Origin of the sequence: Terricaulis silvestris (assembly GCF_009792355.1) — a bacterium.
Lineage (GTDB): Bacteria > Pseudomonadota > Alphaproteobacteria > Caulobacterales > Aquidulcibacteraceae > Vitreimonas > Vitreimonas silvestris.
Window position 1 is genome coordinate 2,088,271 of record NZ_CP047045.1, and the last position, 16,089, is coordinate 2,104,359.

The following is a 16,089-nucleotide window of genomic DNA, read 5'->3' on the forward strand; positions in this document are numbered from 1 at the left end:
GACCCTTTCCCGGACGAAGAGACCTATTAGCGGAAGCTTGTGGGTAACGCTATCCAATCACGTCAGAGAAGCGCCCCGAGCGCGAGAAGCCCTTCGGCGCCACTTTGCCGGCGCCGCCGCGCTTGCCGCGATAGTCCTTCCATTCAGGCACCTGACGCACACGGCCCGCGCCATCCTCCCAGGTGAGGCCCTCGTCCTTCTCGAACACTTTCACGTCGGCTAGCCCGCGATCGTGGTAGCCCTGCAGCTTCACGCCCTTGCCGCGCGTCATCTCCGGCAGATCGCTGAGCGGGAAGATCAGCATCTTCTTGCGTTCGCCGATCACCGCCACCTGATCACCAATCACCTTCGCCGCCTGCATGGCGCGACCGTTGAGCACCTGCTTGCCAGAGCGCTTGGTCGCCAGCATCTCGCTCTCCGGCACGACAAAGCCGTAGCCCTCATGGCTCGCCACCACGCGCTTGGCGCCTTCCTCGTACACGAACAGCGCCACCGCCTCGTCGATGTCGCCCATCTCGATCGTCAACCGCACCGGCTCGCCGTGTCCGCGTCCGCCCGGCAGCTTGTGTGCATCGAGCGTAAACGCGCGTCCATCGGAGGCGAACAGCAAGAGCTTATCGGTCGTCTGGCACTGCACAATGTGCTGCGCGCCATCGCCTTCCTTGAACTTGATCTCGGTCAGGTCGGCGACGTGGCCCTTCAACGCGCGGATCCAACCCTTCTCCGAGAGCACCACCGTCACCGGCTCGCGCGTCACGAACGCTTCAAGATCGATCTCCGCGCTCACGGCCGCCGCTTCGCCCAGTTCGGTGCGGCGCTTGCCTAGACTGGTCTTCGGGTCAAACAGCTTGCGCGTTTCCTTCAGCTCGCCCGCGACCTTGCGCCATTGCTTTCGCGTGTCTTCGAGCAGGCCTTGCAGCTCCTTCTGCTCTTCACGCAGCGCCGCATCCTCACGGCGGATTTCCATTTCTTCGAGTTTGCGCAATTGACGGAGACGCGTGTTCAGGATCGCTTCCGCCTGCACATCGTTCAGCCTGAAACGTGCTATCAGCTTCGCCTTCGGATCATCCTCATTGCGGATGATGCGGATCACTTCATCCAGATTGAGAAAGACGATCAGCAAGCCCGCCAACACGTCCAACCGCGCCGCGATCTTCTCCAAGCGATGCGCCGTGCGCCGCTGGAGTACGTCCCGGCGGTGATCGAGGAAAGCGCGCAGCACCTCCTTCAGACCCATCACCCGCGGCGCACCCTGCGCGTCCAACACGTTCATGTTGAGCGAAATACGCGTCTCCAGCGCTGTGAGCTTGAACAAGCTCTCCATCAGCACAGCCGGCTCAACCGTCCGCGCCTTCGGCTCCAGCACCAGCCGCATCTCTTCAGCGCTCTCGTCGCGCACGTCACCGAGCAGCGGCGCCTTCTTGTCCTCAATCGTTGCGGCGAGCGCTTCCACAAGCTTCGACTTCTGCACCAGGTGCGGAATCTCGGTGACAACGATGCGCCACATCCCGCGGCCGAGATCTTCCGTATGCCAGCGCGCGCGCACGCGGAAGCCGCCACGCCCAGTCTCGTAAGCTTCGCGGATCGCTTCGGGGGACTCCACCACGATGCCGCCTGTCGGAAAATCCGGCCCAGGGATGACCTTCAGCAAATCATCCGTCGTCGCCTTCGCATTCTCGATCAACAGCAAACAGCCATCGATCAGCTCGGCGACATTATGCGGCGGAATGTTCGTCGCCATGCCGACGGCGATGCCGCTTGAGCCGTTCGCCAGCAAATTCGGAAACGCCGCCGGCAACACAACGGGCTCTTCCTTCGAGCCGTCATAGCTCGGGCGGAAATCGACCGCGTCTTCGTCGATACCTTCAAGCAGCGCTTCGGCCGCTTTGGTCATGCGGCTTTCGGTGTAGCGCATGGCAGCGGGGTTATCGCCGTCGATGTTGCCGAAATTGCCTTGGCCGTCGATCAGCGGATAGCGCGAGTTAAAGTCCTGCGCGAGGCGCACCAGCGCGTCGTAGATCGATTGATCCCCGTGCGGGTGAAAGTCGCCCATCACGTCGCCGACGACCTTCGCGCTCTTCCTGAACTGGGCGTCCGCCGTGAGGTTCAAGCGCCGCATCGCGTAGAGCACGCGGCGATGCACCGGCTTCAAGCCGTCGCGCACGTCCGGCAGCGCCCGGCTCGTGATCGTCGAGAGCGCATAGGCGAGATAACGCTTGGCCAGCGCTTCGCCGATCGGCTCATCGATGATCCGCCCGCCTTCTTCCGGCGACCTAGTGATGTCGTCAGCCATTCTAGCTTCCAGGTGTCAGGTCTCGGGTGTCAGGTGTCAGGAATCGCTGGGAAACGCCAGATGCCCGCTGACACCTGACACCCGGTACCTGACACCTAAAGTCGTCCTGCAAATCCTAAACGCTGGATCAGCTGGGCGCGTGCTTCAGGCATGTTCTCCCCACGCTGATCGAACAAACGACGCTCGAGGAAATACCCAGCCAGCGCGAAGGCGTCGGCCACATCACCCGATTTCAGTTGCGCTTCCGGATCGATCAGAAAGCGCGGCAGCCTCAAAAGAACATCGGCGTGCGGGAGCCCAGCGTCATAAGTCGCTGCGCGGCCCGTGCGCGGGCTGACCCAGGCCAAGTTCTCCGTCTCGCCCGTCACCGCGCAGCGCGTGAGATCGATGCCGTAGCCGATCGCGGAGAGCAGACCGAGTTCGAAGCGCGCATAAAGCGCCGGCCACACATCGTTCTGCGGCATCGCTTCGATCAGCACCATGAAGGCGTCATAGAGCTGCGGATAAGCCTGCCGCTCCGGCAGCGCTGCGCGCACAAGCGTGACCGCCGACGACAATCCCGCGAGCGCAATCGGATCATCGAGCAGGCGCGTCGCGTGCGGTTCGGCTAATTCCAACGGACTGAAGAAGCCAAGCTGCTCCGAGAGCCGCGCCTTCCAGCCAGCATGCACGACGTTGCCCGCCTGCAAAATCGGCTGCGACTTCCGCCCTGCATGCACGACGCCGCCATAACGGCCGTGATCGCGCGCAAACACTTCCGCGACGAGCTTACCCTCGCCGAAGTGCCGCGCACCCAGCACGATCGCGTCGTCCACCCATTCCATCAGCGGACTTCTACGGACGAACCGAGCTGCTTTGACGCGTACGCCACACAAGCGCGAAGATCATCTGCTTCAAGACAAGGATAATCGCGCAGTATGTCTTCGTTAGTCACTCCGCTGGCGAGTACGTCGATAACGCGAATGCGCATCCCCCGGACACAGGGCCGTCCGTTCATCTTGCCAGGCTCGACCGTGATGCGATCCAAAAGTGTCATGCCGCTTATATCGCGCAATTCGCGCGCTGCGTCACGCCTCGTAATCCAGCCCCAAGCGTTGATACAGCGCGCGTTCTTCGGTCCAGCCTTCGCGCACCTTCACGTGTAGGAAGAGGTGGATGCGGCGATCGAACGCCTCCTCCATCTCTTTACGCGCGAGTTCGCCGATGGTCTTGATGGTCTGGCCCTTGGCGCCGATGGCAATTTTGCGCTGACTTTCGCGTGAGACGAAAATGGTCTGATCAATCTTGGCAGAGCCGTCCTTGCGCTCTTCCCACGTCTCGGTCTCGACCGTGAGTTCGTACGGCAGCTCTTCGTGCAAGCGCAGAAATGCCTTCTCGCGCGTGATCTCCGAGGCGAGCACGCGCGCCGGCGCGTCCATGGTTTGATCTTCGGGGAAAAGCCACGGACCCTCCGGTGCGCGATCAACAAGCGTACGCGCGAGATCGTCAACGCCTTCGCCCTTCCGCGCAGAGATCATGAAGACGTCGGTGTAAAGGCCTTGCTCAACCAGATCGCGCGTGATTTCCAACAGCGCCGGACGCGCGATGGCGTCCGTCTTATTGAGCGCCAGAATCGATGGCGTGTCGCGTTCCTTCAACGCCCGCGTGATCGACGCGGTGTCTTGCACCGAATGCGCGTCAGCGCCCTTCTTGGCGCCATCCGGCGCGTGCGCCGGTGAATCCACGACGTGCACGATCGCGTCGGCGCCTTCGAGCGCGCTCCAGGCCGCCGCCACCATGGCGCGGTCGAGACGGCGCTTCGGCGCAAACACGCCGGGCGTATCGATCAGAATGAGCTGCACCTGGTCGCGCATGGCAATGCCGCGAACCAAGGCGCGCGTGGTCTGCACCTTCTGCGTCACCGCCGCGACCTTGGCGCCGACAATCGAGTTCACCAGTGTGGATTTGCCAGCGTTCGGCGCACCGAGCACCGCAACGACACCACAACGTCGCTCAGCCATGAACGCCTCGCGCCTTCAGAAACGACGACGCCGCCGCACGTTGCGCTTCGCGCTTGGAGCCTCCCTCGCCGCGCACTGGCGGAAAGCCGTCGACCCGCGCTTCGACGACGAAGTGCGGCGCGTGCTCTGGTCCGGATTGTTCGATCACGGCGTAGCTTAAGCCCTTCTTGCGCGCCGCCGTCCACTCCTGCAGCGCGGTCTTGGCGTCGCGGGGCGCGGTTTTGACATCGTCGAACGCATCGCCCCAGAAGCGCGTGATGAAAGCCTTGGCCACCTCGAAGCCGCCGTCGAGGTAGAGCGCTGCGATCACGGACTCGCAGATATCGCCCAGAATGGCTTCCTTGTTGCGCCCGCCATTGGCCTCTTCGGAAGGGGAGAGAATGAGCGCCTCGCCGAGCCCAGCTGCGCGCGCAGCGGTGGCGCAGGCGTGCATGTTGACCAGCGCATTGTAACGCGGCGCCAACTCGCCCTCTTGTTCGCTTTGATGTTCGGCAAAGAGTCGCTCGGACACGACCAAGCCCAGTACGCGATCTCCCAGAAACTCGAGTCGGTCGTAATCGCGCTGCTTCTTGCCGTCTTGCACGCTGCCGTGCGTCAGCGCTTCGCGCAGCAGCGCACGCTGTTTGAAGACGTAGCCGATGCGCTGTTCCAGCTCCGCAAGCTGGCCGTCGTGCTGGTGCGCCGTGCTCAATTCACAGACTTGAGGAAGCGCTCGCCGCGGAAGCCGGTAAAGAGCGTCCACGGGCGGAAGATCGACGTGCTGGAATCAAATGATACCACCGTGAACTGCGCCGGACCGACCAAGTTGTCGTACGGCACGAAACCCACGACCGACGGCACGCGGCTGTCAGCGGAATTGTCGCGATCGTCGCCCATCATGAAGTAATTGCCGTCCGGCACCACAAATACGCGGGTGTTGTCGAGTTCGCCGCGCGGGTTCTTGTCGAACGTCGTGTAGCTGACGCCGTTCGGCAGCGTTTCGCGCCAGGCCGGGATCTGTTCGACGAAGCCCGCTTCGTTTTCGAACGACACGGCGCCCAATGATTCACGCGTGATCGGTTCGCCATTGATGTGTACGGCGCCGTTGATGACCTGGATGCGGTCGCCGGGCATGCCGATGAGGCGCTTAATGAAGTCGCGGTCCGGTTCGGGCAGCGGACGGAATACGACAACGTCGCCGCGTTGCGGTTGGCTGCCGAACAGACGCCCACGAGGCAGCAGGCCTTCGAGCGGCGCAAACGAAAAGCGCCCGTAGCCGTAGGACCATTTTGTCACCACGATGTAGTCGCCGACTTCCAGCGTCGGCTGCATCGAGCCGGACGGAATGCGGAAGGGCTGAGCGATGGTGAAGCGGAGCACCATGGCCAGCGCCAGCGCGTAGAGGATCGTCTTCACGTTGTCCCAGAAGACATCCATCGCCGGCTGCTGCGAAGAAGAAGAGGTAGTGCTCATGCTCATGCGTTTCTCGCTCGTGGGGCCGCGCCGCGGAGACTTTCGCCCGCGCGGGCAAACTGGCGTGCATTCCTTGACGTAGCCGCCCCCTTGGCGGCGATGGGTTTCCCCAGGCGCGGCAGCCGGATCACTCGCCCGGCTCCTTCCGGTCTAACTCAGCCGAAATGATGACGAAGCCGACAGCCAGCGGATAGTCGTCCGTCAGGCTTACGTGGATGTGCGCGGTATGGCCGGGCGGGGTCAATTGTTCCAAGCGCCGCAAGGCGCCCCCCGTTAGCCGCATGGTGGGCTGGCCGCTGGGAAGGTTCGCCACACCCATGTCCCGCCAAAAAACCCCTTGTTTCATGCCTGTACCGAGCGCCTTGGAGGTCGCCTCTTTGGCCGCGAAGCGCTTGGCGTAGGTGGACGCTCGCTGCTCGGGTCGGCGCTCCGCCCGGCCGCGTTCCTTTTCGGTATACACACGGCGGGTGAAGCGATCGCCAAAGCGGGCGAGCGTCTGCTCGATGCGGCGGATGTCGATAATGTCGGAGCCGATGCCCAGGATCATGGGCGCTGCTTAACCGGGCGCCCGGGCCGCGTCGATGCGCCGCCGCATTTCCGACACGGCGTCCGCCAGCCCGATGAAGATCGCCTCGCCCACTAGGAAGTGGCCGATGTTGAGTTCCGCCACCTCGGGGATGGCGGCAATCGGCGCGACCGTCTCGTAGTCGATGCCATGACCGGCGTGGACTTCCAGCCCGAGCGACGCCGCCTGCTGAGCGCCGGCAACAAGCTGCGTGAGGATGGCGCGTGCTTGGCCTTCGTCGCCGTCACGCGCGGCGTCGCAGAAAGCGCCGGTGTGTAACTCGATCACCTCGGCGCCGGTGCGGCTCGCCGCTTCAATCTGCAGCGGATCGGCGCCGATGAAGAGCGATACGCGGCTGCCGTTGTCGCGGAGCTTCTGCACGAACGGGGCGATCCAGTTGTGGCCGTGCGCGACATCAAGCCCGCCCTCGGTCGTGCGTTCCTCGCGCCGCTCCGGCACCAGGCACACCGCGTGCGGTTTGTGATGCAACGCGATCGCCAGCATCTCTGACGTCACCGCCATTTCCAGATTCAGCGGCCGATCCCGTTGGCGCAACATCTTTGCGAGCCGCGTGATGTCGTCGTCAGAAATATGCCGGCGATCTTCGCGCAAGTGCGCCGTGATCCCGTCGGCGCCCGCTTCAAGCGCGACAACAGCGGCGCGCGCTGGATCGGGATAGGAAACACCACGCGCATTCCGGATCGTCGCGACGTGGTCGATGTTGACGCCGAGCCTGACGCGCTTCGTCATGCTGCGAGACCGCGCGAGCCTGGTTTGATCGCGGGGAGCGCCGCGAGTTCCGGCGGCAGTTGATCAGCGGGATAAGCTGGCGCGTTGACACTCGCGAGCGAAACGAGCTTTGCGCCAATGTCAGCCTTGCCGCCGGAGCGATCGATCAAGCACGCCGCGCCAACGAGTTCTCCGGGATGGCCACGAATAGCGTCTAAGCATTCACGCGACGACAAGCCCGTGGTCACCACGTCCTCGACCATCAGCACGCGCTCCCCCGGCTTAATCTCAAACCCGCGCCGCAACTGAAACTCACCCTTCTCGCGCTCCACGAACATCGCGCGCGCCCCGAGATGGCGCGCCGTTTCGTATCCCGGAATGATCGCGCCAACTGCTGGCGACACCACCACGTCGATCTTGCCGAACGCCGCCTCCGCCTTCTTCGCCAGCGCTTTGCACAGTCGCTCGGTCCGCGCCGGATCCATGAACACGGCGTTCTTCTGGAAGAACACCGGCGAATGGAGACCAGAAGAGAGGATGAAGTGCCCCTCCAGCAAGGCGCCGGCCGCGCGGAACTCGTCGAGAGCTTGGTCTTGATTCATGCGCCGTATGTAGCGGTTCAACCGCGTCGCGTCGATTGCTGGCGCGCCGCATGGTATGGGATCGAGTCGGCAGGAGGCCGGCCAACCAGCCGCGCACACGCTCCACGTCGTTCACCGTATTGTTCGTTCGCGCGGCAGCGACGGCTTGGCTTGCGTCACTGCTTTTCACGCTCCATCTCCAGGAGCACGCGCTGGTCGAGAGAGAGATCAGCGAAAGTCTTCAACAGTTCGCCACACGCCTTCAGCAGCGGCGCGGCGAAGGTGTCCGCCATCAGGGCTTCCATCGGCCCGTGGGTGACATGCGATCCGTCTGAGACCAAACAGGTGATGCGCGCCTGACCAGGCGACGGCGCGGGGCGGTCAGTCGTTCGCGGTCCGCTCTTGGCCGCGAAGAGAACAGCTGCCTTCATCACGCGGCTCGTCGCGGCGACCAGCGGCGGTACGATACCGTCGGAAAATGCCACTTTGCCCTCGCTGTTGATGTAACGGATGCTGCCATCCGTGAAGACGGCGAACACGTCCTGTCCGCCTTCCATCGGCACTTCGGCAACCACACCGCACACAGTGACCTCGGGAGAAGATTTTCTCTTGGCGGCCGCGAGTTGATTGCCAGCAAGCGCACGATAGCGCGGATGCGTCTCGGGCGACTCCGCAATGGCGCGCACCTTCTTTTCATCGAAGCGATCCACAAGGGGCTTCAGAGCCGGTGCAACCCCCTTCGCGTGCTTGGCCAACAGGTCCGCGTCATCGCAGAACATCAAATTGTAGAAGGTATTCGTGGCTTCGCTCACGTACGGTTTGATCTTCACCCTGTCCCCCGTTTTTGGCAGCACTGCCGCAATTTGCCCCTGCCTACACGGTCCCGTCGCAGTCGAAAAGCTAGCCGCGCACACGCTCGACTTCCTTCACCGCCTTCGACGTCCGCATGGCGGCGACGATGTTGGTGAGGTGGCGGGCGTCGGCGACTTCGACGTCGAAGACCATGTCGAAGAAATCGACGCTGCGCTTGGCGAGCCGGAGATTGAGGATGTCGCCCTCGTTCTCCGCGATGATGCCGCACAACTCCGCCAAGACGCCGCGTTTGTTCTCAACGGTGGCGATGATCCGCCCGACCGCGAGCGTCCGCGTCAGCGCGTTCGGCGTCCAGGCCAGATCGATCCACGCTGTGGCTTCGTCCTCGAGCTTGCCAAGTTCTTCGCAATCGATGGTGTGAATCATGATGCCCTTGCCCGGCAATTGCACGCCGAGAATCCGGTCACCCGGAATCGGCGAGCAGCATTCGGCGAAATGCAGCGCCACGCCCGGCGTTAAATCGCTGCCGCGCACGTAGAGCTTGGCCTTCTCCAGCTCCATGGGTCGCCGCTTTTCGTCCTTCCGGACCTTGTCCTCAAGCCCCGGAAATGCCGCGACAGCAACCGCGCTGGCCTTGATCGCCCCTTCGCCGACGGCGGCGAACAGCTCGTCCTCGTCGTGCTTGCCAAGCCGCTCAGCGGCTTGCTTCAGCGCAGTATCCGCGAGTTCGTGGCCATAACGGTGCAGTGCGTGCGAGACCAACTCGCGCCCAAGCTTGCCGAACTCCTCGCGGCGGGCCGCACGTTCCAGCCGGCGTTGCGCCGATTTCGCGCGACCGGTCTTCGCCAGCGCTTCAAACCCCGGCAGCGGTGCGATCTTTTCCGACGTGATGACTTCAACGACGTCGCCGTTACGCAGCACTGTGCGCATCGGGCGCTCGGCACCGTTGATTTTCGCGCCGATGGCGCGGTCGCCGATGTCGGAGTGGACCGCGTAGGCGAAGTCGAGCGGCGAGGCGCCCTGTGGCAGCGGGATCAGCGCGCCTTTAGGCGTAAAGGTGAATACGTGGTCGGAATACATTTCGAGCTTGGCGTGCTCGAGGAATTCCTTGGCGTCGCCGCCATGCTCGGCGATTTCCAATAGCGAACGGGTTGCTTCGCGCGCGTCGAGCCCGGCGGAGGCCGCAAGCTCTTCGTCAAAGCCGTAGGCTTCGTTCTTGTAGCGCCAGTGCGCGGCGACGCCATTCTCGGCGATCTGATCCATCTCCTCGGTGCGGATCTGGATTTCGACGCGCACGTTGCCAGGACCGATCACCGTGGTGTGGATCGAGCGATAGCCGTTCGGCTTGGGGTTGGAGATGTAATCTTCCACCTGATCCGGCACGCAGCGCCAAGTCTGGTGGATAAGGCCAAGCGCGCGATAGCAATCATCCGGATTGTTGACGATGACGCGGAACGCATAGACATCCGCGAGATCGGAGAATTCGAGGTTCTTGCGCTGCAACTTGCGCCAGATCGAGTACGGGAGCTTCTCGCGGCCGAACACGCGCGCATCGATGCCGGCGAACTCGAACACCTCCATGATCGTCTGGATGATGATCGCGACGTTCTGGCCTTTCTCAGCGCGCAGCTGCTCTAGGCGCACATTGATAGCGGCCTCGGCTTCGGCAAACGCTTCGTGGAACGAAAGGCTCTCCAACTCCCGCGCCATCTTCTCCATGCCGATGCGGCGCGCCAGCGGCCCGTAGATTTCCAGCGTCTCCATCGCAATGCGGCGGCGCTTCTCGGGTTTGGGGATGTGGCTGAGCGTGCGCATATTGTGCAGCCGGTCAGCGAGTTTCACGATCAGCACGCGCACATCGCGCGACATGGCGAGGATGAACTTCTGCAGGTTCTGCGCCTGCTTGTTTTCCTCGCTCTGAATTTCGAGCTGCGAGAGCTTGGTGACGCCTTCGACGAGATCCGCGATCTCACCGCCGAACAGCTTGGCGATGTCTTCCTTGGTGGCGTCCGTGTCTTCGACTGTATCGTGCAACAGCCCCGCCACGATGGTCGCAGCGTCCAACTTGTACTCAGTCAGAATGCCCGCGACCTGAATCGGGTGCGCGAAGTACGGGTCACCGGAGTGCCGGAGCTGACTGCCGTGTTTCGCCGTCGCGTACACATAGGCGCGGTTGACCAAGCTCTCATCAAGCGAGGGATCGTACGCACGCATGCGCTCGACCAGCTGGAACTGGCGCAGATAACGCGGCGCATCGCCCGCGCCAGCCTTTGCTTGACCAGCCGGGGCTTGGGCGGCGACTCCGTCACCGCCTGACATGGGCCTAGTACCGCTCGTCGCGCTGCGCTTCGGCTTCCTGCTGGAGCGCGCGGAGGACGTCTTCTTCGCTGGTCTCGACTGGCGCTGCGATGGCCAGACGATCCTGCTCTTCCTCGGCCGCGGCCGCCGGTTGCACGTCCTGGTAGAGCATCACGTAGCTGTCCCGGAGCTCTTCCGGGGTAATGGCGCCGTCGCCGATTTCGCGGAGCGAGACGACCGGGTCTTTATCGCGGTCGCGGTCGACCAGGGGCTCGGCGCCGGAGGAAATGTTGCGCGCGCGGTGCGCGGCCAGGAGCACCAGCGAGAACCGGTTTGGGATTTTTTCTACGCAATCTTCGACGGTTACGCGGGCCAAGGCGTGCTTCCTTCAGGTCAAATCGGAGCGGAATGGACGCACAACCTAGTGGGTCTCGCGGTATTTCGCAATGCGGCAGGGACGCTGGCCCTACCCGGCCTCCACGGCCAGATCGCTAAGCCGCCGGTAACGGTGTCCCGGCGGCAGCAAGTCGAGCATCTCCGAGGGCGACAAGCCCGTCTCCGGGTGCCGCCAATCGGGCGCCACCTCGTCCATTGGGGCCAGCACAAAGGCGCGCTCGTGCATGCGCGGATGCGGCAGTGTGATCGCACCGAAGGTTCCGGCGAACCCTTCCACCGCGATGATGTCGAGATCCAGCGTCCGCGCCGCATTCGGTTCGCGCCGTTCGCGGCCAAAGTTGAGTTCAATGTCGCGCAGCGCCGCGTACAGCGCTTGCGGCGATAAGCCTGCTGGGTCCAGCGCCGCCACCGCGTTGTAATAGTCGGGCTGATTGCTCAGCGGCCAGGCCGCGCTCTCCCATACTCCAGAGAGCGCAAACGGGGTGAAACCCGCAAGCTCGATCGCCGACACAGCACGCGCCAACACGCGCGGCGCCGGCACGCCCTCAAATGGCATGTTGGAGCCCAGTGCGATGTAGGCGATTGGTTTGGTCATGCTGCGCACTCATAGCACGGCGCGAGGATTGAAAAGGAAATGCAGCGGTGAGCACCGTTCCACCAGAGGCGCCGCGGGACTGCCCGCTGTGCCCACGCTTGGTGGCGTACCGCGAAGAAAATGCGCGTAAAGAGCCAACCTGGTTCAACGGCGCGGCGCCCTCGTTTGGCGATCCGAATGCGAAACTGCTTGTCGTCGGCCTCGCGCCGGGACGCATGGGCGCCAATCGCACCGGACGCCCCTTCACCGGCGATTACGCGGGCGACTTGCTCTACGGCACGCTGAAGAAGCTGGGCCTCGCAGAAGGGGAGTATCGCGCCGATCCCAATGACGGCTTCACGCTGAAGAACACGATGATCACCAACGCCGTCCGCTGCGCGCCGCCGGAAAACAAGCCAACGCCGGCGGAAATCGCGACGTGCCGGCCGTTTCTCTCGTCGCGGATCGAAGCGCTGCCAAAATTGAAAGTGCTCTTCGCTCTCGGCTCCATCGCCCACGAAAGCGTGCTGCGCGCGCACGGTCTAAAGCCCACCTACGCCAAATTCGCGCACCAATGCGAAGCTGAGCTCCCCGGCGGCCGCTGGCTCGTCTCCAGCTACCACTGCTCGCGCTACAACACGCAGACGCGACGGCTGACGACGGAGATGTTCGAAGCAGCGATGGCGCGCGCCAAAGAATTAGCGCTGGCCTAATATGGACCGCCGGCGCCCCGCCGGCACGCGCGCGAACGATCAAGCGCCGGCGTTCGCGGGATAGAAAAGAGCCGGCGAGGGCGCCGGCGGTCCATATTGCTTGTGGCGTTGGCTTAGCCCTTGTCCCGCAGCAAACGCCCCTGCTGGCGCTTCCATTCGCGATCCTTCGTAGCAGCGCGTTTGTCGTGGGACTTCTTGCCGGTCGCCAACGCGATCTGGACCTTCGCGATACCGCGATCGTTGAAATAGAGCTTCAGCGGCGCAAGCGTGCGGCCCTCGCGATCCACGGCGCTAACCAGCTTCTTCAGCTCGCGCCCGCGCACCAGCAGCTTCCGCTTCCGGCGCGGCTCGTGATTAAACTGCCCGGCCGGCGGATACACCGGAATGGTCGCGTTGATCAGCCAAAGCTCGCCTTTCTCTGTGCTGGCGTAGCTCTCAGCAATGTTGGCGCGTCCGCTGCGCAGCGACTTCACCTCGGTGCCGACAAGTTGGATGCCGGCTTCCAGCGTGTCCTCGATCGCGTAATCGAACCGCGCGCGGCGGTTCTCGGCGATCAGCTTGCGGTTTGGATCTGCTTTCTTGGCCATCGGCTTAGAGCAACCCAGCCTGCGTCATCACCGCTTTGATCTTCGCCTTCGCCGCATCACTGCACGGAATGATCGGCAGCCGCACGTCTTCCGTGCAATGCCCCAACAGCGAACACGCATACTTTGCCGGCGCCGGCGACGGTTCGAGAAACAGCACCTTGTGTAGTTCGGCCAAGCGCTCCTCGATCTGACGCGCTGCATCGAACGCGCCCTGCAGCGAAGCGTCCTGCAGCTGCGCGCAAAGTTTCGGCGCCACGTTTGCTGTAACGGAGATGCAGCCCCGTCCGCCCGACGCATTGAAGCCCACCGCGTTCGGATCGTCGCCAGACAATTGGATGAACGCGTCTCCGCAGAGCGTGCGATGGCGCGACACGCGCCCCACATCGCTGCTCGCGTCCTTATCGCCGATCACATTGGCGAGCTTCGAAAGCCGCCCCATCGTCTCGACGCTGATGTCCACCACCGTGCGGCCTGGCACGTTGTAGACGACAATCGGAATATCGACCGCGTCGTTGATCGCTTTGAAGTGCGCGCAAATGCCCTCTTGGCTCGGCTTGTTGTAGTACGGCGCCACCACCAGCACCGCGTCGGCGCCCACGGCCTTGCAGCCCTTCGCCAACTCAATCGCATGCGCCGTGTTGTTCGAGCCCGCACCCGCAACGACCGGCACGCGCCCTGCCGCTGCCTCAACGCAAAGTTCCACAACCCGAACATGTTCCGCGACGCTCAGGGTCACCGATTCGCCCGTCGTCCCGCACGGCACAAGCCCGTGTGAACCTTCGGCAATTTGGTGTTCTACAAACAGCTGGAACGCCCGTTCATCTACGATTCCGTCACGGAATGGCGTAATAAGAGCCGGTATCGACCCGTGAATCGTGGCGGCGCGCTGGGTGTGGGGTGGCATTGGCGCGATTCCTGCCACACTGTCGGGCGAGGTTAAATAGCGGCTCGTAGCCAGAAGGCTCACGGGCCGAAGCTGTTTCGGTTCGAGGCGGGGAAGAATGGACACTCCCAGAATGGTTCGCATCGCGGCAATCGCGGCCGTTTCGAGCGCGCTTTTGGTCGCCTCGAGCGCAGGCCAGTCAGGCACGGCGCCCGGCCCGGCGACGGCCGAAGCCGCCGTTTACACGCCGCCTCCACCGCTGCCGGTGCAGGCCGAGCGGATGCGGCTGCGCGATGGTTTGGCTGCCGCTGAACGTGAAGACTGGGGCGGCTTGGCCGCGCTACGCGACAGCGCAACTGATCCGCTAGTGCGGCGCATGCTGCAATGGCGCTGGGCGGCTTCGACCGAAGCGCCGCTCTATTTCTCCGATATTTCCCAGGCGCTCGACGAACTGCAAGGCTGGCCTGGCCGCACCACCATGCGCACGCGCGCCGAGCAAGCGATCTTTGACTCCAGCCTGCGCCCGGCGGAGCGCATCGCGTTCCTGCGCCAAGACGGCGGACCCATTACGGGCGACGGCCGCATCGCGCTCGCGGTAGCGCTGAAAGAAGCCGGCCAACGCGGCGAGGCCAACGACATTGCCCGTAACGCTTTCCGCGACAGCGGTCTAACCGCGCGCGCCGTTCAAGTCGCCGAACAAGAGTTCGACTTCAGCAGCGAAGACTACGCCGCCCGTGTCGATGGCCTGCTCTGGCGCGACCAACGCAGCGAAGCCCGCGGCCTGTTCGGCCATCTCTCATCGGCCGATCGCGCCCTCGCCAACGCCCGCATCGCGGTGCAGTCGCGTCAACGCCGTGGCTTGCAAGCCGCGATCGACGCCGTGCCGTCCTCGCGCCAAGACGATCCCGGCCTGCTCTACGATCGCGCCCAGTACCGCCGCCGCACCGACCAACCCGTGGACGCCATGCAAATGGCCGCGCGGATCGATGCGCGCCAAGCGCCGATCGCGGCGCGCTCCGACATTTTCCAGGAGCGCCGCCTCTACGTCCCGCGCGCGTTGCGCGCCGGCAACTACCGGCTCGCGTACGACCTGGTCTCCAATCACGGCCTCACGTCGGGCGAATCTTTCGCCGACGCCGAATGGATGAGCGGCTGGCTGATGCTGCGCTTCCTCGATCAGCCGCAGCGCGCCGCCGAACACTTCGCGCATCTCTCGGAAAACGTCTCCGCGCCCGTCAGCCGTTCGCGCGCGCTCTATTGGCGCGCCGAAGCCGCCCGAGCCATGGGCCAGGCCGGCGACGCCGAGCGCCTCTTCAACGAAGCGGCTCAGTACAGCTTCACTTATTACGGTCAGCTCGCCGCCACTCGGGGCAACCGCACGGCGACGCTGTCGCTGCCACAAACCGCCGCCGTCAGCGACGCCGCGCGCAACCGCTTCGAGAACCGCGAACTGGTCCGCGCGCTGCGGCTCATGGCCGAAGTCGGCGCCCAGAGCGATTTCGAGTCGATTGCGTTCTATCTCGATGACACGCTCGACGATCCGCAAGAGGTCGAACTCCTGTCCAATCTCGGCCGCGAGCAATCCTATAACCGCACGGCGTTGCGCAACGCCAAGGCCGGTCTTTTCCGCAATGTGATCGCCGTCAACGCCGCCTATCCGCTGATCGATCTCCCGGAGACGGTGCGCAGCGGCAACCGCATCGAGCCGGCGCTGGTGCTGTCAATCATCCGCCAAGAAAGCGAGTTCGACCCAAGCGTGGTCTCGCACGCCAACGCCCACGGCCTGATGCAGCTCATTCCCGGCACGGCGCAGATGCAGGCGCGCCGCGAAGGCTTGAGCTATCAGCGCGCCTCGCTCACGGGCGATCCGCAATACAACATGACACTTGGCTCCGCGCACCTTGCCGATTTGGTCAACGATTTCGGTGGCTCCTACGTGCTGGCGATCGCTTCCTACAACGCCGGCTCCCACCGCGCCCGCGAGTGGATCGCCGATTGGGGCGATCCACGTTCAAGTTCGGTTGACGTGGTGGATTGGATCGAACTGATCCCGTTCGCGGAGACGCGCAATTACGTGCAACGCGTCACCGAGAACCTGCAAGTGTATCGCTATCGCTTGGCCGGCGAACCAACGCAGATTCAGCTCGAACGCGACCTGCGCCGCGGCAGCTACTAAGCCGCCCTCGTGGACCGCCGGCGTCTCGC

17 protein-coding genes are annotated in these 16,089 nt (G+C 63.8%); 2 read left to right on the forward strand and 15 right to left on the reverse strand.

From position 1 onward, the window contains the following. Nucleotides 1-49: 49 nt before the first annotated feature. The 13 genes from parC to folK form a co-directional block, all read right to left on the reverse strand. The gene (parC, locus tag DSM104635_RS10690) at nucleotides 50-2,293 is read right to left on the reverse strand and encodes a DNA topoisomerase IV subunit A (RefSeq protein ID WP_158766183.1); all 2,244 of its coding nucleotides are present in this window, start codon (nucleotides 2,291-2,293) and stop codon (nucleotides 50-52) included. Between the two features lie 95 nt (nucleotides 2,294-2,388). Next, a complete protein-coding gene (gene recO, locus DSM104635_RS10695; RefSeq protein WP_158766184.1) occupies nucleotides 2,389-3,117 on the reverse strand; it encodes a DNA repair protein RecO in 729 nt (242 codons plus the stop codon). Further along, complete coding sequence (locus tag DSM104635_RS20165) at nucleotides 3,117-3,329, reverse strand: DUF433 domain-containing protein (protein WP_158766185.1); 213 nt, start codon at nucleotides 3,327-3,329, stop codon at nucleotides 3,117-3,119. The genes recO and DSM104635_RS20165 overlap by 1 nt, the downstream gene beginning before the upstream one ends. A 31-nt stretch (nucleotides 3,330-3,360) precedes the next feature. After that, nucleotides 3,361-4,293 (reverse strand): GTPase Era, encoded by a 933-nt coding sequence (gene era / locus DSM104635_RS10705; RefSeq protein ID WP_158766186.1) that lies wholly within the window; start codon nucleotides 4,291-4,293, stop codon nucleotides 3,361-3,363. Continuing rightward, on the reverse strand, nucleotides 4,286-4,984 hold the full coding sequence (rnc, locus tag DSM104635_RS10710; RefSeq protein ID WP_158766187.1) for a ribonuclease III: 699 nt from the start codon (nucleotides 4,982-4,984) through the stop codon (nucleotides 4,286-4,288). Before rnc ends, era begins: the two co-directional genes overlap by 8 nt. Then, a complete protein-coding gene (gene lepB / locus DSM104635_RS10715) occupies nucleotides 4,981-5,751 on the reverse strand; it encodes a signal peptidase I (protein WP_228445654.1) in 771 nt (256 codons plus the stop codon). Before lepB ends, rnc begins: the two co-directional genes overlap by 4 nt. 121 nt (nucleotides 5,752-5,872) lie before the next feature. Beyond that, nucleotides 5,873-6,292, reverse strand: coding sequence for a holo-ACP synthase (acpS, locus tag DSM104635_RS10720; RefSeq protein ID WP_158766188.1), 420 nt, complete (start codon nucleotides 6,290-6,292; stop codon nucleotides 5,873-5,875). Nucleotides 6,293-6,301: 9 nt separating this feature from the next. Next, nucleotides 6,302-7,060, reverse strand: a complete 759-nt coding sequence (locus tag DSM104635_RS10725; RefSeq protein ID WP_158766189.1) for a pyridoxine 5'-phosphate synthase — start codon at nucleotides 7,058-7,060, stop codon at nucleotides 6,302-6,304. Then, entirely contained in the window at nucleotides 7,057-7,641 is a 585-nt protein-coding gene (gene pyrE, locus DSM104635_RS10730; RefSeq protein WP_158766190.1) for an orotate phosphoribosyltransferase, read from the reverse strand. Before pyrE ends, DSM104635_RS10725 begins: the two co-directional genes overlap by 4 nt. Before the next feature lie 155 nt (nucleotides 7,642-7,796). Then, nucleotides 7,797-8,534: a hypothetical protein gene (locus DSM104635_RS10735; protein ID WP_158766191.1), complete on the reverse strand. Its 738-nt coding sequence runs from the start codon at nucleotides 8,532-8,534 to the stop codon at nucleotides 7,797-7,799. After that, the gene (locus DSM104635_RS10740; RefSeq protein ID WP_158766192.1) at nucleotides 8,521-10,752 is read right to left on the reverse strand and encodes a RelA/SpoT family protein; all 2,232 of its coding nucleotides are present in this window, start codon (nucleotides 10,750-10,752) and stop codon (nucleotides 8,521-8,523) included. The genes DSM104635_RS10735 and DSM104635_RS10740 overlap by 14 nt, the downstream gene beginning before the upstream one ends. Before the next feature lie 4 nt (nucleotides 10,753-10,756). After that, nucleotides 10,757-11,107 (reverse strand): DNA-directed RNA polymerase subunit omega, encoded by a 351-nt coding sequence (gene rpoZ, locus DSM104635_RS10745; RefSeq protein ID WP_158766193.1) that lies wholly within the window; start codon nucleotides 11,105-11,107, stop codon nucleotides 10,757-10,759. Nucleotides 11,108-11,197: 90 nt separating this feature from the next. Then, a complete protein-coding gene (folK, locus tag DSM104635_RS10750) occupies nucleotides 11,198-11,722 on the reverse strand; it encodes a 2-amino-4-hydroxy-6-hydroxymethyldihydropteridine diphosphokinase (RefSeq protein WP_158766194.1) in 525 nt (174 codons plus the stop codon). A gap of 47 nt (nucleotides 11,723-11,769) precedes the next feature. On the opposite strand from folK, the gene DSM104635_RS10755 reads away from it, so the two are divergent. Beyond that, nucleotides 11,770-12,414: a uracil-DNA glycosylase gene (locus DSM104635_RS10755; protein WP_158766195.1), complete on the forward strand. Its 645-nt coding sequence runs from the start codon at nucleotides 11,770-11,772 to the stop codon at nucleotides 12,412-12,414. A gap of 113 nt (nucleotides 12,415-12,527) precedes the next feature. On the opposite strand, the gene smpB is transcribed toward DSM104635_RS10755, so the two are convergent. Together smpB and dapA are read right to left on the reverse strand one after the other, a co-directional pair. Continuing rightward, nucleotides 12,528-13,001 (reverse strand): SsrA-binding protein SmpB, encoded by a 474-nt coding sequence (gene smpB, locus DSM104635_RS10760; RefSeq protein WP_158766196.1) that lies wholly within the window; start codon nucleotides 12,999-13,001, stop codon nucleotides 12,528-12,530. Nucleotides 13,002-13,005: 4 nt separating this feature from the next. Beyond that, nucleotides 13,006-13,905 (reverse strand): 4-hydroxy-tetrahydrodipicolinate synthase, encoded by a 900-nt coding sequence (dapA, locus tag DSM104635_RS10765; protein ID WP_158766197.1) that lies wholly within the window; start codon nucleotides 13,903-13,905, stop codon nucleotides 13,006-13,008. 97 nt (nucleotides 13,906-14,002) lie between these two features. Between dapA and DSM104635_RS10770 the strand changes: the two genes are divergently transcribed. Continuing rightward, nucleotides 14,003-16,060: a lytic transglycosylase domain-containing protein gene (locus DSM104635_RS10770; protein ID WP_158766198.1), complete on the forward strand. Its 2,058-nt coding sequence runs from the start codon at nucleotides 14,003-14,005 to the stop codon at nucleotides 16,058-16,060. Nucleotides 16,061-16,089: the final 29 nt, after the last annotated feature.

What these genes read in the sequence shown, in the direction of transcription:
- recO (WP_158766184.1), bottom strand. Translation starts at nt 3,117, where the DNA reads ATGGAATGGGTGGACGACGCGATCGTGCTGGGTGCGCGGCACTTCGGC.
- acpS (WP_158766188.1), bottom strand. Translation starts at nt 6,292, where the DNA reads ATGATCCTGGGCATCGGCTCCGACATTATCGACATCCGCCGCATCGAG.
- DSM104635_RS10740 (WP_158766192.1), bottom strand. Translation starts at nt 10,752, where the DNA reads ATGTCAGGCGGTGACGGAGTCGCCGCCCAAGCCCCGGCTGGTCAAGCA.
- era (WP_158766186.1), bottom strand. Translation starts at nt 4,293, where the DNA reads ATGGCTGAGCGACGTTGTGGTGTCGTTGCGGTGCTCGGTGCGCCGAAC.
- parC (WP_158766183.1), bottom strand. Translation starts at nt 2,293, where the DNA reads ATGGCTGACGACATCACTAGGTCGCCGGAAGAAGGCGGGCGGATCATC.
- pyrE (WP_158766190.1), bottom strand. Translation starts at nt 7,641, where the DNA reads ATGAATCAAGACCAAGCTCTCGACGAGTTCCGCGCGGCCGGCGCCTTG.
- DSM104635_RS20165 (WP_158766185.1), bottom strand. Translation starts at nt 3,329, where the DNA reads ATGACACTTTTGGATCGCATCACGGTCGAGCCTGGCAAGATGAACGGA.
- lepB (WP_228445654.1), bottom strand. Translation starts at nt 5,751, where the DNA reads ATGAGCATGAGCACTACCTCTTCTTCTTCGCAGCAGCCGGCGATGGAT.
- DSM104635_RS10770 (WP_158766198.1), top strand. Translation starts at nt 14,003, where the DNA reads ATGGACACTCCCAGAATGGTTCGCATCGCGGCAATCGCGGCCGTTTCG.
- dapA (WP_158766197.1), bottom strand. Translation starts at nt 13,905, where the DNA reads ATGCCACCCCACACCCAGCGCGCCGCCACGATTCACGGGTCGATACCG.
- smpB (WP_158766196.1), bottom strand. Translation starts at nt 13,001, where the DNA reads ATGGCCAAGAAAGCAGATCCAAACCGCAAGCTGATCGCCGAGAACCGC.
- DSM104635_RS10725 (WP_158766189.1), bottom strand. Translation starts at nt 7,060, where the DNA reads ATGACGAAGCGCGTCAGGCTCGGCGTCAACATCGACCACGTCGCGACG.
- folK (WP_158766194.1), bottom strand. Translation starts at nt 11,722, where the DNA reads ATGACCAAACCAATCGCCTACATCGCACTGGGCTCCAACATGCCATTT.